Source organism: Sanguibacteroides sp. AM78-02pH3A (assembly GCF_027666085.1).
Taxonomy (GTDB): Bacteria; Bacteroidota; Bacteroidia; order Bacteroidales; family Marinifilaceae; genus Gabonibacter; species Gabonibacter massiliensis.
Window position 1 is genome coordinate 140,008 of record NZ_JAQEHX010000006.1, and the last position, 21,250, is coordinate 161,257.

General features: G+C 40.7%; 17 protein-coding genes and 1 tRNA gene. 7 read left to right on the plus strand and 11 right to left on the minus strand.

Annotation, left to right across the window (positions count from 1 at the left end; translation table 11 throughout):
- Positions 1-20: 20 nt before the first annotated feature.
- From PGR74_RS10490 to PGR74_RS10535, 10 genes are all read right to left on the minus strand, one after another.
- Entirely contained in the window at positions 21-494 is a 474-nt protein-coding gene (locus tag PGR74_RS10490; protein ID WP_041505475.1) for a hypothetical protein, read from the minus strand.
- A gap of 385 nt (positions 495-879) precedes the next feature.
- Positions 880-1,353 (minus strand): hypothetical protein, encoded by a 474-nt coding sequence (locus tag PGR74_RS10495; protein ID WP_041505474.1) that lies wholly within the window; start codon positions 1,351-1,353, stop codon positions 880-882.
- A 622-nt stretch (positions 1,354-1,975) separates the two neighbouring features.
- Positions 1,976-4,339, minus strand: a complete 2,364-nt coding sequence (locus PGR74_RS10500) for a Gldg family protein (protein WP_041505473.1) — start codon at positions 4,337-4,339, stop codon at positions 1,976-1,978.
- A 24-nt stretch (positions 4,340-4,363) separates the two neighbouring features.
- Positions 4,364-5,284 (minus strand): ABC transporter ATP-binding protein, encoded by a 921-nt coding sequence (locus tag PGR74_RS10505; RefSeq protein ID WP_041503088.1) that lies wholly within the window; start codon positions 5,282-5,284, stop codon positions 4,364-4,366.
- A gap of 36 nt (positions 5,285-5,320) precedes the next feature.
- Positions 5,321-7,054, minus strand: coding sequence for a PKD-like family lipoprotein (locus tag PGR74_RS10510; protein ID WP_041505472.1), 1,734 nt, complete (start codon positions 7,052-7,054; stop codon positions 5,321-5,323).
- 19 nt (positions 7,055-7,073) lie between these two features.
- The gene (locus tag PGR74_RS10515) at positions 7,074-7,835 is read right to left on the minus strand and encodes a DUF4843 domain-containing protein (RefSeq protein ID WP_041505471.1); all 762 of its coding nucleotides are present in this window, start codon (positions 7,833-7,835) and stop codon (positions 7,074-7,076) included.
- 26 nt (positions 7,836-7,861) lie between these two features.
- A complete protein-coding gene (locus tag PGR74_RS10520) occupies positions 7,862-9,412 on the minus strand; it encodes a RagB/SusD family nutrient uptake outer membrane protein (RefSeq protein WP_041505470.1) in 1,551 nt (516 codons plus the stop codon).
- A gap of 14 nt (positions 9,413-9,426) precedes the next feature.
- Complete coding sequence (locus PGR74_RS10525) at positions 9,427-12,885, minus strand: SusC/RagA family TonB-linked outer membrane protein (protein ID WP_041505469.1); 3,459 nt, start codon at positions 12,883-12,885, stop codon at positions 9,427-9,429.
- An 87-nt stretch (positions 12,886-12,972) separates the two neighbouring features.
- Positions 12,973-14,193, minus strand: a complete 1,221-nt coding sequence (locus tag PGR74_RS10530; protein ID WP_052649431.1) for a FecR family protein — start codon at positions 14,191-14,193, stop codon at positions 12,973-12,975.
- Between the two features lie 225 nt (positions 14,194-14,418).
- Positions 14,419-14,955, minus strand: coding sequence for an RNA polymerase sigma factor (locus PGR74_RS10535; RefSeq protein WP_041505468.1), 537 nt, complete (start codon positions 14,953-14,955; stop codon positions 14,419-14,421).
- Positions 14,956-15,082: 127 nt separating this feature from the next.
- Between PGR74_RS10535 and PGR74_RS10540 the strand changes: the two genes are divergently transcribed.
- From PGR74_RS10540 to PGR74_RS10570, 7 genes are all read left to right on the plus strand, one after another.
- A complete protein-coding gene (locus tag PGR74_RS10540; RefSeq protein WP_041503094.1) occupies positions 15,083-15,862 on the plus strand; it encodes a TatD family hydrolase in 780 nt (259 codons plus the stop codon).
- 34 nt (positions 15,863-15,896) lie between these two features.
- Positions 15,897-16,937, plus strand: coding sequence for an asparaginase (locus tag PGR74_RS10545; protein ID WP_041503460.1), 1,041 nt, complete (start codon positions 15,897-15,899; stop codon positions 16,935-16,937).
- A 128-nt stretch (positions 16,938-17,065) separates the two neighbouring features.
- Positions 17,066-17,878: a MotA/TolQ/ExbB proton channel family protein gene (locus PGR74_RS10550; RefSeq protein ID WP_041503095.1), complete on the plus strand. Its 813-nt coding sequence runs from the start codon at positions 17,066-17,068 to the stop codon at positions 17,876-17,878.
- Between the two features lie 6 nt (positions 17,879-17,884).
- Positions 17,885-18,331, plus strand: a complete 447-nt coding sequence (locus tag PGR74_RS10555; protein WP_041503096.1) for a hypothetical protein — start codon at positions 17,885-17,887, stop codon at positions 18,329-18,331.
- 31 nt (positions 18,332-18,362) lie between these two features.
- A complete protein-coding gene (locus PGR74_RS10560) occupies positions 18,363-18,944 on the plus strand; it encodes an ExbD/TolR family protein (protein ID WP_041503097.1) in 582 nt (193 codons plus the stop codon).
- Positions 18,944-19,408: an ExbD/TolR family protein gene (locus PGR74_RS10565; RefSeq protein WP_041503098.1), complete on the plus strand. Its 465-nt coding sequence runs from the start codon at positions 18,944-18,946 to the stop codon at positions 19,406-19,408. The genes PGR74_RS10560 and PGR74_RS10565 overlap by 1 nt, the downstream gene beginning before the upstream one ends.
- 125 nt (positions 19,409-19,533) lie before the next feature.
- Positions 19,534-19,605, plus strand: a tRNA-Arg gene (locus PGR74_RS10570).
- Positions 19,606-19,816: 211 nt separating this feature from the next.
- Here PGR74_RS10570 and PGR74_RS10575 read toward each other — a convergent pair.
- Positions 19,817-21,250: golvesin C-terminal-like domain-containing protein (locus PGR74_RS10575; RefSeq protein WP_270517110.1), on the minus strand; the 1,434-nt coding region annotated here is incomplete at its 5' end.

Here is a 21,250-nt window from a genome sequence, read left to right on the forward strand (position 1 = left end):
GTGCTACCTAAGTGCTAATATTACTTCCGCCTCCAAGGAATTTCTGCACTTACTGTTAATCTCGATGCATTAGACCAATACAAAGGTGTATTTGAATCTCCTATCGCAACATAATAGTCTCCTGTATCTTCAACCAGAAGATTACTAATTGATATTGCACCACTATTATTTGAAGAAGAATAGAAAGCTGTAATTCTATCCTTAATCTCGTCTTTCCGGTAACGAATCACTCCATCCGTACCAATTGTAAGAAGTAAATCTAAACCCTTACCAGGTTTTTGAACAACTACATAAATCAAATAAAAATCTCCTAAACCTATTCCATTAATAGAAAATGTCATTCTAACGGATTCCCCCGGGTGTTTCAAAATAGAAGTCGGGAAAAGAAACACCTGTATACCAGATTGGTTTTCATTCTTTTGCACCATACCTTCAGACATTCCTCCCATTAAGAAGAATACCGATACCATTAATAACATCATAATCTTTTTCATGACCTTAAAATTTAAATGTTTAATAGAAATTTAATTTCGAAGATGAACTGTTCTCTGTCATCTCCATGTTCATACAATCAGGGACTATTTTCCCCGTCATTATCCTCCTTCGAACTATTTTCAGATCACATTTAAAAAGCAGATTTTTGAAAATGGTACCATTTCATTCTAAATCACCTACTCCCCATCACTTTATTGTAAATTGTAAACTATGAGAATTCCGTGATTTAATGATTTCGTGACTAAGAGATTTAATTTGAATCACCTAAATCTTTTAATCTACAAATTATTTTTATCTACAATCGTCAATCTCTTTAATCACCCAATCTCTTCATCGACTATTTATCTTCGTCTATTTATAGCACTTTTACCCCGTCCCTAAGTGCTACTTAAGCAAGTAAGACCATGGATAAGAAACAGTTAATTGTGTCCCATAAGACCAATACCATCTACCCGCAGACTCCGTCACACCTATAAAATAGTCGGCTTCATCTTCAGATATAACATTACGAATAGTTACAGTTCCTGTCTTACTATATTTATTATAAGAAACTGTAATTCTACCAGCAGAAAAATGCCGAAAAAGAATCCCTCCCTCTTTGCTAATACAAACAAGTTCAATAGGACGTTGACCTGGACGCCTAATCCAAAAGCTAATGACATAAGATTTACTATCTAAGTCGTTCCCTCTCAAACTAAATGTAATCCTAACAGTTTGTCCTGGTTCTACCTGAATAAAAGTCGGAGAAGTAATCACCTGTATTTCAGATTCACTTCCGATTTTTTGCGCAAGCCCCATAGACATTCCTCCCATTAAGAAAAATACCGATACCATTAATAACATCATAATCTTTTTCATGACCTTAAAATTTAAATGTTTAATAGAAATTTAATTTCGAAGATGAACTATTCTCTATCATCTCCATGTTCATGATAACGAAGACTATATTCCCCGTCATTATCCTCCTTCGAATTATTTTCAGATCACATTTAACAAGCCGATTCTTTTACAAAATACCACCTCCTTCTCTCTTTTTAATCTCTTAATCGTCAATCATCCTAATCACCCAATCCCTTAATCTCAGAATCTTTGAATCTCAGAATCTTTGAATCATTTTCATCGTCATTTTTTTCGCCGGGAACCAAAAAGGGCGAAAGAACTTTCGCCTCTTTCGCCCTTCACACTACGATTCCTACCCAACACCATTTAACCTAACTTATAATTCATTTTTGATCCTACTCTAAATAATATCCATATTTTATAGGATTTCCCTTTATCTGTTTTAGCCGAAACTCCAACTTTTGATGTAGATTAAAACTGATCTTGCTATCTTTAAATCATAAATCTTTTTATTCAGGTTTTGGTGTTTAGAGATCAGGAGACTCATACAGTCTCCCAATCCCTTCATCACCTAACATTTCATCACTAATCTCAAAATCTATCATCTAACTTAAAATACACCTCTAATCATAAGGCGCCATTAACGCCCTCTTCTCCTGATCCACATAAACAAATACAGTAAGAGCAAAAGTCCCGGAAATACCCCAATCAACATATATTGCAATACTTCCGCTCCGCTTGCGGATACATAAAGTTTTCTATCTATTGACGCTGGACGAGTAACATTAATCGGGGCTTCTCCATTGGACAACCAATCGAATCCCCCCTGAACAAGAACATAATTGGTAGCCCATATCATTGCCCGTTTATGATTAAACTCTCCGTCACTCAAACAATCGGCATCCCCCAAGATGATAATTCTTTGTTCCCGATCTGCCATTGGGCGCGATAAACCCAAACCAAGCGTATAAGGTTTACGAACCTCTCCCACATTCGGATTACATTCCACCTCCTCGTCTACTATATCTGTAGATTCCAATTCATTCCAACACGTGGAATCCGACATAAACAAAGGAGTCACGTTAAAACCTTTGTCCTCGGAATATTCTAAACCGCAAGCACTAGGCATAGTAACCACATAAGCGGGATGCATTTGTTTAAACACGTAACTCAGTTTTTTAGCTGCCTCTGTCGGTCGGGTGATAATCAAGTCGAGCGGATTTGCAGGGGCGACCATCCCGGCCAAGAATCCTAAATTGCCGTTATCTTTACCCTCTTCGACCAATTTCTTGTCTTTCGAAGGTTGAATCAAAAAGCCATCCATAAACTTTACGCCGAATTGTTCTACCAACGGATTCATCACCCCCTGACGCTTCGGCTCTCCAATGATCATCAAATTTCCACCCCGGGCAATATATTTATCAAAATTTACTTTCTCGGCCTCTGTCATGGGCAGTCTCATTTCGGCGATCACCATGATATTCACGTCTGCCGGCACCTCTTTATCCAAACGAATATCCTTATAATCGAATCCTTGATTAATCAACGCGGCTCGAATGGAGGGTGCGTGTGTAAACATGCAATAATTCCGATCTCCCGGTCGGTCGGTCTCCCGTTCTCCATGTCCGGTCAAAAAACCGATCACGGGCAACTTATCCATTACCAAACGTTTAAATGCAGCAGAAATTTCCGCTTCACTGGGATAAGGCTGATTTTCATCAAACATTCTCAAGAATGTTCGCTCTCCGCTCTCCCGTTCCAATAAACGAGTCGTACGGTTTCCCTCGGTGCTAACCAAATCAATTTGTGCACGAATCTGTTCCGGACTCAATACTTTTTTCGGGTTCATCTTTTTTCGCTCGATCTCTTTTTTTGCTTTCTCCTCGTATGTCATTCCCGGATATTGACTCTCCAACTGATCATTTTTAATCGTATCGTAATAGTAAACATACTTCATCTTAATCTCCGGTTTAAAGCGAATATACTGTTCAAATGCACCACGATCAGCTATATAATTCTCATCATCACCGATATAAGCAAGTCTATCCAAAATATTAACGTAAGTCGTGAGAGTTAACCCTCCCGTTGCACGTTTAATAATTTCCTGGCTATTCGGTGTCAAAGTGTTCATTTTCATTTGAGTGGCATCATAATAGAACTTAAATACCGGACGAGAAGAAACGTAAGCCAGCACAATAGCCAGAATCCAAATTCCCATATACTTACCCAAAGAAACCATCCAACTCACTTTTTGACGCCTTGTTTGCATACGAATAATGGTCATAAAAAGGAACAAGGCGACTACCACGAAGAAATAAAGTAGGTCTTCCGTGGAAACCAAACCTCCCACGAAAGCCCAGGCTCTACCGGAAAGCCCGAACCAATATGCAATTTCTCGAACCAAAGGAATACCTTGCCACATGCCTTTTACGTATGTTAAAGCGGCCAAAACAGCCAACGTACCCACGGCTGCCACGATCTGGTAAGAGGTCAAACTGGACATAAACAATCCGATCGACACGTAAACACATAATAACAGATAGACTCCCAACAATCCCGAAAGAATAAGTGTGATATCCACATTTTGAACCGTATAAGCTGCATAAGCAACATATACCACCAACACGCCGATCAGCACCAACCCGTAAATCATCATGGCCAGATACTTACCTAAAATAATTTGCGTGTTCGTGATCGGGGAAGAGTAGAGCAATTTAATGGAACCGCTGCCCAATTCCCGGCTCATCAATCCCATGGTCAACAGGGGAATATACAAATACAGGTAAGACTGCACACTAGCAAATAAACCATTATAAGAGGCAAATAAAAAATAAGTCAAATTCCCATATTCTGCCCCTTGTTCCTGCGCTACCGCAAAATTATGAATCATACCGGAAAACAGCATTCCGGTTTGAAAAGTGAATATAATTAAAATTAACCAGGCTATCGGAGAATAAAATAGATCTCTCAGCTCTGTTTTTGCTATCTTGAATATTGTTCTCATCTTTAACGAAATAAATTTAATCAATTATTTTTTAGACAATTCGGCAAAAATCGTATCCAAAGAACTCTTCTCCTGTTGAAGTTCCGATAACTGCCAACCGCGTGTAAAACTGGCCTCCACGATATGATCCATCGCCTCCCGGGCATCCGAGAATTGTACGCGGAAGCGGGGACCTCCCAACTCCTCAACCCGAACCACTCCCGGAAGTGCCTCGATCTCCTCTACCGGAGGCATGGCCCCCAATGAAACCAAAATCGTACTCGGTTTAATATAATTATCAAATTCATCTACCGTTCCGGCGAAAACCATACTCCCTTGCTCGATCATCCGGATATAATCGCAAGTGGCCTGAACCTCGGGCAAGATATGCGTGGAGAGGATCACCGTACGATCTTCGGCAATCTCCTTGATCAGGTGGCGGATCTCCACGATCTGGTTCGGGTCCAACCCGTTTGTCGGTTCGTCCAACACCACGAATTCGGGGTTATGAATAATCGCCTGGGCAATCCCGACCCGTTGCTGATAACCCCCGGAGAGATTCCGGATCACCCGCTTGGCAAAATGAGAGATTCCGCAACGTCCCATCGCCTCTTTTATCGCTTTGGGCACCTCCCGATCCCGGATATGCCGGATTTCCGCGCAAAACTCCAGGTATTCCCATACCGTCAGGTCCGGATGCAAAGGCGGCACCTGCGGTAGAAAGCCGATATGGCGTTTGGCCTCTACCGGATTTTCCCGTATGCTCACCCCCTTGATATACACATCCCCCTCCGTCTGCTTCAACACCCCGCACATGATATTCATGGTCGTGGACTTCCCGGCTCCGTTGGAGCCGAGTAATCCGTAAATACCATTCTTCGTAATCTCGAAATCGATATCCCGTATCGCCCACTGCACGCTATAACGATGGGATAAATGTTCTAACTTTAAAATCGGTTCTTCCATACAATATGATTTATCATTTTTACAAACTCGTTCTTTTTAATCTTCATTGGTTCTATATTGCTGCATAGCAACTATTTTTCCTTCCACCTTGAATTCTTGTTCTTTCTTAGCTGTCTTCTTGTCAGAGATATCATAAATTCCAATCTTTCCATTTTCTCCGCCTACAACTATTTTCTTACAATTATCGAAAGCACGTGAATAAGCAAGAGAAGTTATTTTTTCCCCGAAATCAGCTAAAAGTGTCACTTTCTTGTAATTATCATTAATAGCAACACTGTATACACTGCTCCCTTTTGAATACAGAATATAATAACAGATTCCATCTGCAGACCTGCCATCTTCAGTTGTCGTTAAAATACAAGACTCTCCCTTAACTAATTTTTCCGGAAAATCAACAAGACGGGATGACATATAATTCACACTAATTCCAAAATTCTGATGACTTTGGGTACAGGCAAAAGTATTATTATCTATTCCACAAATACCCAACTTGGTTTTTCCTCCTTCATTATAAATAAACGCGTAATATTGTACGTACACAAACATTCCACCGCCTCCCACGTAAGCCAAATGCAACACCTCTATTCCCGCTGGTAGCGCCCACGCTGTCGGGCCCGTATAAGGAGTACTTCCCCCTCCACCGGGGAAACCGCCACCTCCAGGAAAAGAAGGGAAAGGGGGAAAACCACCACCGCCACCTGTAGAAGGTTCTTTAGCAGGCATTATCTTACAATTGATATTGGAATAATCATCGTCCCATTTATCCGGAGTTCCATTATCATTCCACTCCTCATCAAATTTCGTGAACAACAGCCTGCCATTCTTTTTATCATAACAAGGTATTTTTGTATAACCATTACCTCGACCGCCAAAATTATCGACAAAATAGCCTTTGTCGTCCACGACCAGTGGCTGGGATAAAAAACTACCTCCCAGATTATTACGACTCATCTTCCGTTGATATATTTTTCCATCTTCCGTCGCGATAAAAGAATAAGCATTATAGTCGCTTTCACGGGCATCCGTTCTACTTGTTACTTTCAATCCGGAAGGAGCATAATCCAGAAACTGATCTTTAATTTCCCCTACTAATTTCAAATTCTCATTATTTATCTCGTAAGCTCCCTCGTCCGTTATAACCGTACTGGAACCCGCAGGCGAGATATTTTTCAGCACATAGGAAAAACGTAAACCTATAGGCTTGCCCGGAATAGGATGACCATTCACGCTTTCATAATCATCTTTATCCAAAGCCAAAACCATTTTTTGTGTTTTATCGTCGTAAACTCGTCTCATAAAAGATAATTTCGAATTAGAGTTCACACCCGACAGAATCAACCAATCGCCAATACCTCTACTCGAAACGATATTAACTGTAAACTTTTTCATGTAGGGTATTCCTGTCGATGTTTCTATAATACTAAATATTCCGTTTTCATATTGATCACTCGAATGAAATTTCGTCATATTAATCTTTTCCGTTAACTCTTTCACGGAGATTTCAAAATCCGCCTCCTCGCTTATTACAACTCCGTTTAACTTCCACTCGTATCGAACTTCCTGCTCCCGTTTTACAGAATCATCCCCCCAATTAAAATAATCATGACCTTTAAAACGTGCTATATCTCCCTCTCTAAAATACAGATTAATAATATCCTTTTTCCATTCCGGCTCCTGCAATTTAACATAATCGTAGTTCCCTTTATCATCGAGACAACCCACAAATGCAAAAACAAGAAATAATATTCCGTATAAAAATATATGTTTCATAGCTTTTCTTTTTACTTGATTAAATCTTTAAAGATTCTAATATCTCCTGATACTCAGCTCCATATTCAGGATCATTCGCGTTATCTGCCAACCATTGTTTAAACGTTACAACCAAAGCGATCGCTTTATCCGGAGAATTTTTAATAAACTCCTCCATTTCACCATTCTTATCCGCATGTTTCAAGAATAACTGATATTTACGGGGAGAATAATCTCCCAATAATTCAAAACTAACTTCCTTATCCCACCAATCCGGTTGTGCTTCCACGTAACTCCAAATAATTATTGCACGACGACGTTCATACTGCCCAAGATCGAGTTGTTCGTTAGGCACCAATTCCACCATCAATCTTAAACCGGTAGCACCCAATCCTTCCAAACGATCGCTACTGTTCAATTTTATCTCTATGGTATCTTTTATCTCTTTGGCCTTATTTAACGGTTTTGCATGAAACGTGTAAAAGTCATCCAAAACGTATTCATTTGGATTGGCCGTAGTACCTTCTTTTATCACTCTTAAGCCAAATGTCAAATCCGAAGTCAAAGAATCCCCGGATAAATTCACGACAACCTTAGCTTTTATTTGAGAAGTCCCTTCCGGATACAAAAAAAATGAAGTGACTGTAGAATCAGCTTCCGCCGTACCCGGGTAAACAGCATCCATATAAAACTTCTCAAAATATATCTGACGCCTACCATGGAAAGCTTCTATATTCTGTTTTTCACAAGATATAAGCCAACCCATGGAAATCAACAATATCGATAATATACATGTTTTCATAATAAAATATTCAATGGTTATCTAAACTATTTTCTTTGATCTATAGGTATAGGAAACATATATTCAGACTTTGTCAAAGAACGATATTCCTTACCAATGGTAAATTTTGCATCCAGACGTTTGTACAAGTAAAATAACTGACCCTCGGATATCCATTCTCTTCTGGCATCGCCCACCAAAGTCTCGACAAAAGCATCCCATGTCGCAGTTCGGGCTAAAGGTCTATTTTCCAATCCCCTTTTAGCACGAAGTGCATCCAGAATATCATAAGCTGTCTCATACTGCCCTTTACGAGCATAACATTCTGCTAAAATATAATGCATTTCTGTCGCTCTAATAACCGGAAGTATTGTGGCATATTTATCACGAGTCGCCGCGTTATCAAACAAATACCATTTCCCTGAAATCGGATGTGAATTAGCGGCCGGAAAAATCAAATCAACCCAACGATAATCCAAAGAAGATTCATCCACATCATTGTTTTTAAAAAGATCTTTGCTCACTACAAACCATTGGTTAGACGTCCTATCATCTTGATCCATTCCTGTTTTAAAAAAATTCAACAGATTGTTGTTTTCATACTCTTTCTCGTTATAAATTGCAAAAATCAAACTGGAAGCCAATTTTAAATCTTTCTTGCTTTTAAAAGCTTCCGCCGGGTTTACTCCGGGAGCAGGAATTCTTATTCCTGAAAAATCATCTTTATAAAAAGGCGTTTCTCCTCCATATCCAATAACTTCACTCGCAGCATCAAACGCTTTATCGTACATCCCGGCATACTGATAAACACGGGCCAGTAAAGCGGTAATAGAATAATAGGTCAGCCTGTATCCCCTTCCCGAATAAAATTCGTCTTCAAGGCCCACCTTAGAGTCTAAGTCAAAACGATTCTTTCCTGTACTACTCAATTTTTTACCGATTTCCGTCGTATCGTATTCTATCGTCAATTTTTGAGCTTCCTCCAAATCGGCAATTACCTTTTTTAAAAAAGGTTCTACGGCGATACTGGAAGCCTGAATATTCGGATAAGTTTCCACGTAAGGCAAATAGGATTCGCTACCCGGATTTTGTATAACAGCGGGAGCAAATAAACGCAACAGATCAAAATGCATCAAAGCCCGACAAGCATAAGCCTCTCCCATAATCATTTTACGTTCCATTTCGTCCTGTCTAAATATTTCCGGTGATGCTGTTTTGATATTCTGCAATAAATCATTCGCATTGGCTATTATTTTGTAAGCACTCAACCAGATATTATCAATTGTAGAAGCAATGGGCGAATTTGCATAATCATATTTTACGGCTTTCCGATACTTATCATTCGTCATCAAACCTTCGTTTGTAAAATCATATTGTTGAGACATGCAGTCTATTAAACCGAATTGTAATTCCAAACCATATAAAGCACCCGTTCCCATAGACTTATACAATCCATTCAACACGGAACGATATCCATCACCCGATTTATACAACTCATCAAAGGTGGCCTCTCCTTCCGGTTGAAGATCCAACCATTTTTCACAAGAAGTGAAAAATAACACGGAAGCTACTATTATTATTTTCGAATAAATTTTCATACCGATATTTTTTATTAGAATCCAAGATTTATCGTGAAATTATAAGTTCGCGCAAAAGGATAACTTGTTCCTCTTTCCTCTTTTATACTCGCCCAACGGCAGATATCATTCGCATTAAAACGAATTCCTAATGTCGCAAGTCTCCATTTGGAAATCATTTCTTTATTGAAATCATATCCTACAGATAAGCCACTAAAATTCACATAATTATTATCTTGCACGAAACGTGTTGTCGGACGATCTACTTTTGCAGCATTATTTTTACCGTTAATATTCAAATCATAATAGGGAACTCTATCTCCGGCATTTTTCCAACGTTGAGTTAAAACCCGTTTATCAACATTTTGTGTTTCAATCTGAGCATTTTCAACTCGATTTAATAAAGTTGCATTATAGGACTGAGCACCGTATTGATACGTAAAGTCTGCATTCAGATAAAAATTTTTATAAGCTACATTAAATCCAAAAGCACCTTGAATATCCGGATTCTTATCTCCCACAACAACCTGATCGTTCGCATCCCATGTATATGTAGGCATCCCATTTTTCTTTATCAATCGTTCCCGTCCGTTAGCCGGATCGATTCCATCGGAACGAACGGCATAAAGTGCGGTAGTGGAAGCTCCTTTATAGTATTGAATCAATGGCGTACTCAACAAACCGGCGTATTCACTCTTATCCATCGGAGGTCCCAACATACCCGGATTATCGGGTTGAGTCGGATCCTTGTATTTATTATATTCGTCTAATAGCTGTTGATTGTAAGCATTCATCTCCGCACCGATCTCCAGTATCTTGTTTTTATTATGCCCCAAATTACCATTCAAGGTGATCATCCAATCCCGATTTTTGAACAGTGTTGCATTCATCCTGATTTCAATTCCCTCGTTTAGTACGGAACCCATGTTCGTCTTATAATCTTTAAATCCAGACGAAGTTCTCACGGAAATCGCATCGATCAAATCAATTGTTTTTTTATGGTAATACGCAAAATCCAAATAAATCAAATCTTGTAAAAAACTAACTGAAAATCCGGCATCCAACGTATTCGTCGTCTCCCATTTCAATTTCGGGTTACCCAAAGCCATTAATCCGGAAGCAGGTCCGGTAAAATACCAAGCATCGGTATCGGTTTTATAGGTCGTAATGGCAGAATAAGGAGGAAAATTCACCTTTCCGGTACTACCATATGATGCCCTAATCTTTAGCATACTAACCAGCCAATTGTCTTTCAAAAAAGCATAATTATGAAAGTTTATTCCCACACCTACAGACCAAAAAGGAGCAAAACGTTTATCCTTACCAAATTGAGACGATCCATCAAAACGGAAAGACCCGTCAAACAGATAGACATCATTATAGGAATAGTTTACCGATCCTAAAAAACCGACTAATCTGCTTTCCGAAGTATTAATATTCGTTTTATCAGGTTGTTTTTCTGCGAAAGCCGGAGAATGCAATCCTCCCATCTGAAACCCTTTAAACGTCATCGAAGTACTCTCTGATTTAGATTCCGATGCATTCATTCCTAAAGTTGCATTTATAAAATGCTTTCCTATGCTACTGTTATAGTACAACATCAGATTCAGATTCCACCTGTAATCGTCAGTCAAACTCCGAGAAAGAGAACCTTTTTCATTACCATCCGATTTATCTTTGGGATCTGTAAAAGATTCGCTCTTAGATGTGCTCTTACTGATACTAAACTGTCCTTTAGCCTGAAATCCATGCTTGAAATAGAGATTTAAACTCAAATTATCGGTAATATCCTCTGTTTTACCCCTATTATAATAATTTGCTAAATTCGCCACATCCCATAACGGATTACTTTTACCATAACTACCACTGGCATTAGAAAATTCCAAATCTTTTACTAATTCACCATTTTCATCATAAACGGCATCGTATGGTAACAACTCGGCATATCGACTAAAACTTCCATAAGGAGAATCTTCAGAACGAGTTGTACTATAAGTGATAGAATTCATCAACTGCAACCACTCTTTATTACGATAATCCAGATTCAGACCGGCTCCTGCCCGTGTGCGATGAGATCCCTTCATCACCCCCTTATTGCTATCATAATTCAGGTCCAAACTGTAACGAATACTTTCAACTCCACCGGATATATTTATACTATGAGTATGGTTGAATGCATTACGCAAAGGTTTAGACATCCAATCCGTATCGACTCCTCTCAATATATTCTGCAATTTCTTAACATACAGGATGTCTTTGTCTGCCTGTCCACTAGGGATACTCGCCGTATATACCCCGGCTAAGCGTTCAGCTTCCAGTTTTTCCTCTGCACTACACAAATTATAGTCCGATAAATCAGGAAGTTCAACACCTCCTGTAAAATTATATCTAACCTGCATTTCTCCGGGCTTTGGAGGAACGGAAGTAACAACAATCACACCATTAGCCGCACGTGAACCGTATAAAGCGGTAGCTGCAGCATCCTTTAAAATCGTCATACTTTCGATACGGTTTACATCCATATCATATATTTTATCAACAGGAACTTCGAAACCGTCTAAAATAAAGATCGGTAAATTAGGATTATCTTTTAAATTCGTCCGTTGCGTACGTCGCTCTTGCTCTATATCCAATCCCTTATTCATGCCAATAGAAGACTCCCCGCGCAAATTAAATTCAGGCAAAGCATTCGGATCCGATCCCCAGATATTGTTTTCCTTGATCCGGAAAGAGGGATCGAAAATCTGTAAGGCCGCAATCACGTTTTTGTTATTGGTCTTCAGTAACTGCTCTTTGGTCACAGTAGTAGCATTTCCCGTAAAACTCTCTTTCCGAATATTCATATACCCGGTAACCACCACATCCTGTAACTTGACTTTATCCTCTTTCAGGGTCACGTTGATGGTGTCTTTGCCGGTATATTTGATCTCCTGGGTTTCCATTCCCATAAATGAAAAGATCAACACGATATTTTTCATTTCCGGCAATTTCAACGAATATTTTCCATTGAAATCGGTGGCTGTTCCCAACTTCGTCCCTTTTATCAAAACAGTTACCCCGGGCAAGGGAAGCTTTTTCTCATCGATCACCTTTCCGACGATGCGGATCTCCTTTACCTTGTCGTCGGGAGCGATAGGCTTCAACACGATCACCGCATCCTGGATCACGTAGGTCAATCCCGTTCCTTTCAGACAAGCTTTTAGAATCTCTTCGATCTTGGAAGCTTTTAGTTTGACATCGATCTTTCCGACCTTGTCCAAATCCTCTTGATTGTACATAAAGGTAAAAGCCGTCTGACGCTCGATTGCCCAAATCACATCTTTCAAATAAGCGTTCTTCATCGAAAGTGTTACTTGCTGTTCATTTTGGGAATATACGGCCCCATGCACATTAAACATTCCCAGTAGAACAAATAATAGAGTCCATTTTGACATAACCCATGCTTTTTTTAATCTTCCGGATGGATCCCGGAGAGACATCAGAATTTTTTTCATAAATTTGTTCTTTAAATTGCATTAATAGATTATTTCGCTCGAGCGAGATAGTCCGGGCAGGAGATGCTGGTAACATCTCCTGCTTTCTTACCGATCCCGCTTTACTTTTAAAATCTTTCCCTCCTTATGGATTTTTATTTTACCGTTTAGCTCGAATATCCTCAATAGAGGATCGATCATTTCATGACGTCCCATGTTAAACCCGAAACGGAATTCCTTAACCTCCTCGTCTTCATAGACGACTTTCACGTCATACCACCTTTCGACATCTCGCATAATATCTTCCAACCGAACGTCCCGGTATCGGAATTTACCGTCTTTCCATGCCGTAAAATAACTCGCGTCCACTTGCTTCAATTCCGCTTTACCCGTGCTTTTGTTTAAAATAAACTGATCGTTGGGGGTCAATCGTCTAACTCCGGCAATTTTATCGCCGGAAACCGCCACAGCCCCTTGTACCAGGGTGGTGATCACATCCGCTTCATCCGCATAGGACGATACATTAAATTGCGTACCTAAAACCGTCACATCGTAAGAAGCCGTTTTCACGACAAACGGTTTCTCCGGGTTTTCCGCCACGTTAAAATAAGCCTCGCCCTCCAATTCCACCTCCCGGATCTCCCCGGTAAACCGGATCGGATAGCGAATTTTAGTCATCGAATTCAAATAAATCAACGTACCGTCACTCAGGCTCAATTGATATTCCCCGCATTTCGGCACTGTGATTTCATTATACTCCATCGCATCCGAAATCTCAGCGAGGCAAGTATCGCTATAAGTAAGCTGGTGACCGGTATTATAAATAAAGGTCCGTTCTTTTTCCGTTCTGATCGTTCCGCTCACGGTCTCCAAATCGATCTTTTGACCGTCAGCCAACGTCAGTATGGCTTTAGGTGCCCCCGGAAGGATCGTGCTCATCGGCGCAACGGATAGCTTTCTATCCGGTTCCCGGTTCATGAAAAAATAAAAAACACCACTCAAAGAAATCACAAGCAACGCCGCATAAGGCAAGAACCGCAAAAGAAACTTTCTTTGTCTTCTCCTGAATTGTTTTTTACGGTAATTCTCCCAGCCTATTTCATTATTAAAAGAAGAAAATTGTTCTCTTTTCAGCTTGATATTCTCCTCACTCACAACACGTTCGAATAAAGCATTATTCTCCTCCGAAGATTCCCGCCAAACCTCTAACTCTTCCTTCTCCTCTTCAGTAGGTTCTCCCGTGAGAAAAGCCGAAATCCATCGAGCTATCAAAAAAGGATCGTTTTTTGATTCACTCTTTTCTTTTATTTTTTTCTCTATTTTCTTCATGCAAAAAAGTCTTTCTCTCTTGTTATCAATAAATTAACAAAAACTTATATTTAATCTATTTTTGTATTATCAAACGATCCTTTTTGGCATTCGCTTTTCGCCTATTACTTATATAACACAAAAACCCGTTTTTATGGGGAACGAAAAATGAACTTTTTTGCTTATTTTTTTAGTACGAAATGATAATTCGATTATAATCAAACGATTACATGCAAAGAAAAAAAATCAGGGTAGGAAAATAAACACGAGATAATAATAATCTTTCAATGTCACCTTCAATTTTTTATAAGCGAGCTTCTTCAAGGTATGCACGGAACTTTCGGCTATTCCCATATGTACCGCGATCTCTGCATTTTTCAACCCGTCCAAAGTCAATTGAATCACTTCCCGGGTCTGGAGCGGTAAAGCCTCCACGGCATTATAAAAGATACGATAAGCTTCCTCCTCTACCAGATTATCTACAAAAAACGCATCCGATTCGATGAGCGAAATATCTTCTCTTATCTCCTTATTATTGCGAATCGTATTAAGACAGTCGTTACGGACAACCGTATAAAGAAAAGATTTGACTTTGAAAAGATTATCAAAATCCCCTCGACGGTTCCAATACTTTATAAAAACCTCCTGCACGATATCGGCAGCCTGTACCTGATCTTTTACATACGTCAGCGCAAATACACACAAGGCCTGATAAAATTCATCAAACAGTTCTTTAAAAGCAAGCTCATTGCCTTGTTGTATCCTATCTATTACAATATTCATAATTACGCCGGAGGAATTGGGTCAAAATTAGCAAAAATCGAATGAAATCCAAATTTTCTTTAAATATTGAGATTCCACCGATGATTCATTATCTTTGTTTCCGACTAAAACAGTAAATATATTCCATATGTTTATAGATACGCATTCACACATTTATGCCGAAGAATTCGAAGCAGACCGGGATCAAGTCGTGGAAAGAGCATTGTCCGCCGATGTAAAATACATCATACTACCGGATATAGACCGAACGACCCGTTCTTCCATGCTGACACTCGCGGAACAATACCCGCGTATAATGCTTCCCTTACTCGGAGTTCACCCGACTTCCGTTAACGCTTCCTACAAGGAAGAGTACGCGGCATTTGAAAAACTTCTCGGGAAATATACGATTTACGGTATCGGCGAATGCGGTATCGATCTTTATTGGGATAAAACTTACTACAAGGAACAAATCGAGGTATTCGAAAGACAACTGAATATCGCCCGGGAAATGAACTTGCCGGTCATCATTCACTCAAGAGAATCCTTGTCCGAAATTTTTACAGTGTTAAAACGCCAACATTACAATATGAAAGGGATACTCCATTGCTTTCCCGGCAACACGGAAGATGCGAAACGTGCCGTTGACCTCGGATTCCTTTTAGGAATCGGGGGAGTTGTTACCTACAAGAATTCGCTTATGGCCGAAGTGGTCAAAGAAATCGGAACGGATCACCTCGTATTGGAAACGGATGCTCCTTATCTTACCCCGGTTCCTTACCGTGGAAAAAGGAATGAAAGCAGTTATATTCCGTATATAGCCGCTAAAATTGCTGAAATATTAGGGGTTGACGTAAAAAAAATAGAGACGACCACGTCAAACAATGCAACTAATTTATTTAATTTGCATAGTGAAAGGTGCGAATAAAATTATTCCTGTTTTAAAATCCAAAACCTCGTTTATGGAAAAACCAGTATTAATCATATATACCGGGGGAACCATCGGTATGGTAAATGATCCTGAAACCGGGGCATTGTGTCCGTTCAATTTCGACCAGATTGCATTGGAAGTTCCGGAAATCAAAGAGTTCGGCTTTCTGATCGACAGCTACACCTTACCCGAGATTATCGATTCTTCCGACCTTCAACCCGGACTATGGAAACAATTATGCCAAATTATCCTGACAAATTACGATAAATACCAGGGATTCGTAATTCTACACGGTACCGACACGATGGCTTATTCGGCCTCGGCCCTGAGTTTTATGCTGAACAACTTAGACAAACCGGTGGTTTTTACAGGTTCACAACTACCTATTGGAAAAATCAGAACGGACGGAAAAGAGAACCTGATCGCCGCCGTAGAAATTGCCGCGGCATACGACGAAGGCAAAGCGATTGTACCTGAAGTTTCCGTGTTATTCGGCGACAAACTATTCCGGGGAAATCGTACCACGAAGATCAATGCCGAAAGCTTCGACGCCTTCCAATCGTTTAATTATCCCCCTTTAGCAAAAATCGGGATTCATATACATTACAATTACGGTGCTATCGATTACACCCCCCGCACGGAATCCGTTTCCGCTTTCTGCGATGTAGACACGAATATCGCCATCCTTAAAATATTTCCGGGTATGCGTCCCGAAATCATGGACGCCATTATGAATATTCCCGGATTAAAAGGGCTCATTTTAGAAAGCTACGGTTCCGGAAACGCTCCCACGAATAAAGTTTTTCTTAACAAAATAGAGAAAATATTACACCGGGGAATATATGTTTATAACGTGACCCAATGCCAGGGCGGAAGCGTGGAAATGGGAAAATACGAGACCAGTAGGGAATTATTAAATTGCGGGGTAATAAGCGGTTATGACATCACGACTGAAGCGGCGGTAACCAAGATGATGTACGTGTTAGGCAAATATAAAGACCCTAACGAAATAAAAAAATGTTTAAATAACACGCTTAAAGGAGAAATATCCCCAAAACGCATTGGCTTTTAACATTTTTTTTATACCTTGCCGCTCTAATTTGTGGTGAAAAGGAAGAAGAAGAGAACGAAATGGAGAAGAAAACAAAATATAGAGTTAAATTTTAATTATTTATAAACTAAAAATCAGTTAAATAGATCATGAGAAAATTATTTGCACTAATAGCAGTTTTTGGAATGCTTACTATTGGAGCATCATCTATGCTAATGGCACAGGAAAATGAGACAGTAAGTGTCGACATCCAAACCACGGAAACAGAACAACCTGCAACAAGCACCCCGTCCCAATCCATGGATGACGAAGAAAACATCGAGAGTTCTTCATTCCACGCGGTAGTAAAACAAAAATTCATCGAAGGTGGTGCCGCTTTCATGAGCTTCGTTATCTTGGCTCTAATCTTCGGTTTGGCTATTTCTATCGAGAGAGTAATTTATTTGAACTTGGCTTCTACCAACTCTAAAAAATTGATCGACAAAGTAGAAGATGCTTTGGAAAATGGAGGAGTTGAGGCTGCCAAAGAAGTTTGTAGAACGACAAGAGGCCCTATTGCAAGTATTTTCTATCAAGGACTTTCCCGTTACGACCAAGGTATAGATATGGTTGAGAAATCGGTTGTATCTTACGGATCCGTTCAAATGGGATTATTGGAAAAAGGTATGTCTTGGATTGCCTTGTTTATCGCGTTGGCCCCGATGTTAGGGTTCTTGGGAACTGTAATCGGTATGATCGACGCTTTCGATAAAATCCAGGCTGCTGGTGATATTCAACCGTCTTTGGTTGCAGGAGGTATTAAAGTTGCATTGATTACGACCGTTGCCGGTTTGATCGTTGCCATGATTCTTCAAGTGTTCTACAACTATTGTGTTGCAAAAATCGAAGGAATCGTGAACGACATGGAAGATGCTTCCGTAACTTTATTAGACATCCTTGTAAAATATAATCAAAAACACTAAATCACCATGCAGAAGATTAATAAGTTATTGAATATCCTAACCATTGTAATGCTCGTAATTACAGTTGTGTTGATTGGATTGTTTTTTGGAGGAGGAGATCTTCCAAATGCCCAATACACCACTCCTGTCTATACGGACCAATTGATATGGTGGGCTTATATTCTGTTCGGACTTAGTGCTGTGGCAGCATTGGTATTCCCTATTGCCAGACTGTTTACCAGACCGAAACAAGCAATCAAGAGTCTTATCGCTCTCGTGGGGATCGTTGTTCTCGTGTTAATTGCTTATTCATTGTCCGACGGTACATTATTAGACATGAAGGGTTACGATGGACCGGATAACAATCCGAGTGCATTAAAGTTTGCCGATACCATCCTATTTACCATGTATTTCTTGGGAATTGGAGCGATCGGGTCTATTTTTGTAACAGAAATTATCAGAAGATTGAGATAACTCGTTCTTCCGAATAAATAATAAAAAGAATATGGCAAAAAAAACACCGGAAATTAATGCCACGTCAACGGCAGATATTGCCTTTTTGTTGTTGATTTTCTTCTTGGTATCAACGACAATGGATGTTGACTCGGGATTGTTCAGACGGTTACCGCCCATGGCACCGGAGAATCAAGCTCCTCCGAAATACGCCAAAAGAAATATTCTGGAGATATTGGTAAATAGAGATGATCTCTTATCCGTAGAGTCAAAGATAATTGATATATCCGAATTAAAAGAAAAGGCGAAAGAATTCATTCTGAACCCCCAAAACAAAGACAATCTACCGGAAAAAGTGAGCAAGGATGTTCCTTTCTTCGGAAAGGTGGAAGTCTCAAAAGGTATTATTTCTTTGCAAAGTGACCGAGGCACTTCTTACAAAATGTATATTGCCGTGCAAGACGAACTTGCTGCCGCGTATAATGAAGTAAGAGACGTAATGGCCATGAAGCAATGGGGAAAAAAATATACCGAATTATCAGAAGAACAACAGGAGGCTGTAAGGCAGATCGTCCCGACGGCCATATCCGAAGCTGAACCGAGAAACATCGCAAAGAAAGGAGGGAAGAAATAATGGCTAAGTTTAACAAAGGAGGAAAAAAAGAGACCCCTGCTATCTCAACAGCATCTCTTCCGGATATCGTATTCATGTTGTTATTTTTCTTCATGGTAAGTACGACGATGCGGGAAGTAACTCTTATGATTGAAAATGCGATGCCAGAAGCCAGGGAGATTACCAAGTTGGAGAAGAAATCCTTGATCAGTAATATCTATATCGGGAAACCCAAAGCACAGTTTGTCGGTGCTTACGGAAGTGAACCTCGCATTCAGTTAAATGATAAACTGGCCACGGTCGGAGATATAGCTGAATTTGTTTACGCGGAACAGGAAACCCGAAAAGAAGAAGATAAAAACAGGATTACCAATAACTTGAAGATCCAAGCTGATACTAAAATGGGTATCGTAACAGACGTAAAACAGGAATTACGTAAAGTAAATTCTTTGCGCGTGAGTTATGCCACTCGTAAAAAGTTATAATATCTCTATGACGAATAGAAGTAAAGGGGACATTCGTCCCCTTTTTTATTCTCAACATCCTTTCCGAATCTAAAAAAAAATGATTAGATTTGTCCCCGGAAAGTCAAACTGACCATCCGACTCACGGTTCCGTAGTTCAATGGATAGAATGAAGGATTCCGGTTCCTTTGATTGGGGTTCGAGTCCCCACGGAATCACCCAAAAATAAAACCAACCTTAACCAGTTGGTTTTATTTTTTTGCAGAATAATACACACAAGGTATATTAATCTATTCAACTCATGATTAAATGCTGATCCTGGCATCCCCAAATCGTAAATCCGGGATCACGGGACCTTTTAATCACCGAATCTTTAGCATATAGCACTTTTACCCCGTCCCAGGGTGCTACCAGGGTGCTACCAGGGTGCTACTCTATTTTTATCCACTTCACCGCGTCAGCCACGATCGCCACGTCTTTTCTCCGCCGGGGATCCTTGTCGGAAAGTACCACCTTGGCCTCCCCCGCCGGGAAATCGTATTCGCCAAGAGAAACCCAGCCACGGGAGCCCATGCGCTTGGGTATCGCAATATCCAGATCCACCGCCACTTCCTCTTTCTTATCCCCGTGGAAAACCGTGTAGCGATTAACCACTCCTCCCGGACGACCAATCCCGATAGCAAGAGATTGTACATGCACTTTAGCCATGACCCGGTAACGCCCTGCCTCCGGGAGATTCACCCGCCACGTGGCCGTCGATTTTCCCTCTCCTCCCTCGATACAGTAACAGCCTCGAATCGAGTCCCCCTCCGCCTCCGGCGTGATCACGAATCCCCAGCGGGAGGTATTGCCGCCCTGGCGAAAACTACGCCTCAAGGGAGGGTCCTTCCTGAACCATTTTTGAAACAAGGTGAGGTTACCGTCCGCCAGCTCGAAACCGGCATCCTGGTCGTCCACCACGAACTCGTTTTTGTTCTCGCCTGCCAGAAATTCTTCTACCGAAATTGAACGCCATTCCCCGCCTATTTCACCGAAACTTCTCCCGTCTCTCTCTTCACTATTATCAAAAACAAAACCAGTCGGGCGGTTAGCGGATAGTCTCGTGAGAATACCGGATCCCCCTTTCGACACGAGGGTGTACGCCTTCGCTTCCCCGGGGCCCACGTAACAAGCAAAATCTTCCACGTCGCCATATTCACTCGTCAAGTTGTACTCCATGGAGACCACCCCTCCCGTCTTGCCCGCGTTCATGACCCGTCCCTCCACTTTCGAGAGTTTCATCACGGGATCGTAATACACCCCATCATTTTTTACCCTGAAAAACTGCTGGTGTTTAGCGTGTACCCACTCCATCACGATACTATCCACGTCCACACCCCAGCGAGCGCTCCACGCTCCCGCTAAAGAGTCATAATCGACCTCCCCGTGACCGCGAAGGCTATCGAGACTGCCACGCCACACCTGCCGGGGGACGTGTATCGAGAAACGAGACCGCAAGTCTTCTGTTTTAAGATACAAGATCCACTCCCGCAAATCTTCCCGCAAACCGGGATCCGATAATATATCTTCCAGGGTATGCTCCAAAAAGTAATCAAGCATGAACGCCTGTTCCGAGAACGAGAAACTGTTAACAGGAGGTCTCCTGTTTTGTAAAAGTTCGAAAACCCTTCCTATAAACGGGTATTTTAAAGAATGTACCCAAACATTCCTATCGTTATCGAGAGACTTCACCCGGCTACCCGTGTAATACGGTTCTTTCACTTCATACCCGATTCCCCGTAACGGGTGACTATTATCAACCGGGCAATTGCCGCTGAACAAGGACTGGTACAAGGGGTTAAACACCGCGAAAAATTCATCCCC

Excerpts from the sequence above, each read along its gene's own strand:
- PGR74_RS10490 (WP_041505475.1), bottom strand. The coding sequence starts at position 494 with ATGAAAAAGATTATGATGTTATTAATGGTATCGGTATTCTTCTTAATG.
- PGR74_RS10495 (WP_041505474.1), bottom strand. The coding sequence starts at position 1,353 with ATGAAAAAGATTATGATGTTATTAATGGTATCGGTATTTTTCTTAATG.
- PGR74_RS10500 (WP_041505473.1), bottom strand. The coding sequence starts at position 4,339 with ATGAGAACAATATTCAAGATAGCAAAAACAGAGCTGAGAGATCTATTT.
- PGR74_RS10505 (WP_041503088.1), bottom strand. The coding sequence starts at position 5,284 with ATGGAAGAACCGATTTTAAAGTTAGAACATTTATCCCATCGTTATAGC.
- PGR74_RS10510 (WP_041505472.1), bottom strand. The coding sequence starts at position 7,054 with ATGAAACATATATTTTTATACGGAATATTATTTCTTGTTTTTGCATTT.
- PGR74_RS10515 (WP_041505471.1), bottom strand. The coding sequence starts at position 7,835 with ATGAAAACATGTATATTATCGATATTGTTGATTTCCATGGGTTGGCTT.
- PGR74_RS10520 (WP_041505470.1), bottom strand. The coding sequence starts at position 9,412 with ATGAAAATTTATTCGAAAATAATAATAGTAGCTTCCGTGTTATTTTTC.
- PGR74_RS10525 (WP_041505469.1), bottom strand. The coding sequence starts at position 12,885 with ATGAAAAAAATTCTGATGTCTCTCCGGGATCCATCCGGAAGATTAAAA.
- PGR74_RS10530 (WP_052649431.1), bottom strand. The coding sequence starts at position 14,193 with ATGAAGAAAATAGAGAAAAAAATAAAAGAAAAGAGTGAATCAAAAAAC.
- PGR74_RS10535 (WP_041505468.1), bottom strand. The coding sequence starts at position 14,955 with ATGAATATTGTAATAGATAGGATACAACAAGGCAATGAGCTTGCTTTT.
- PGR74_RS10540 (WP_041503094.1), top strand. The coding sequence starts at position 15,083 with ATGTTTATAGATACGCATTCACACATTTATGCCGAAGAATTCGAAGCA.
- PGR74_RS10545 (WP_041503460.1), top strand. The coding sequence starts at position 15,897 with ATGGAAAAACCAGTATTAATCATATATACCGGGGGAACCATCGGTATG.
- PGR74_RS10550 (WP_041503095.1), top strand. The coding sequence starts at position 17,066 with ATGAGAAAATTATTTGCACTAATAGCAGTTTTTGGAATGCTTACTATT.
- PGR74_RS10555 (WP_041503096.1), top strand. The coding sequence starts at position 17,885 with ATGCAGAAGATTAATAAGTTATTGAATATCCTAACCATTGTAATGCTC.
- PGR74_RS10560 (WP_041503097.1), top strand. The coding sequence starts at position 18,363 with ATGGCAAAAAAAACACCGGAAATTAATGCCACGTCAACGGCAGATATT.
- PGR74_RS10565 (WP_041503098.1), top strand. The coding sequence starts at position 18,944 with ATGGCTAAGTTTAACAAAGGAGGAAAAAAAGAGACCCCTGCTATCTCA.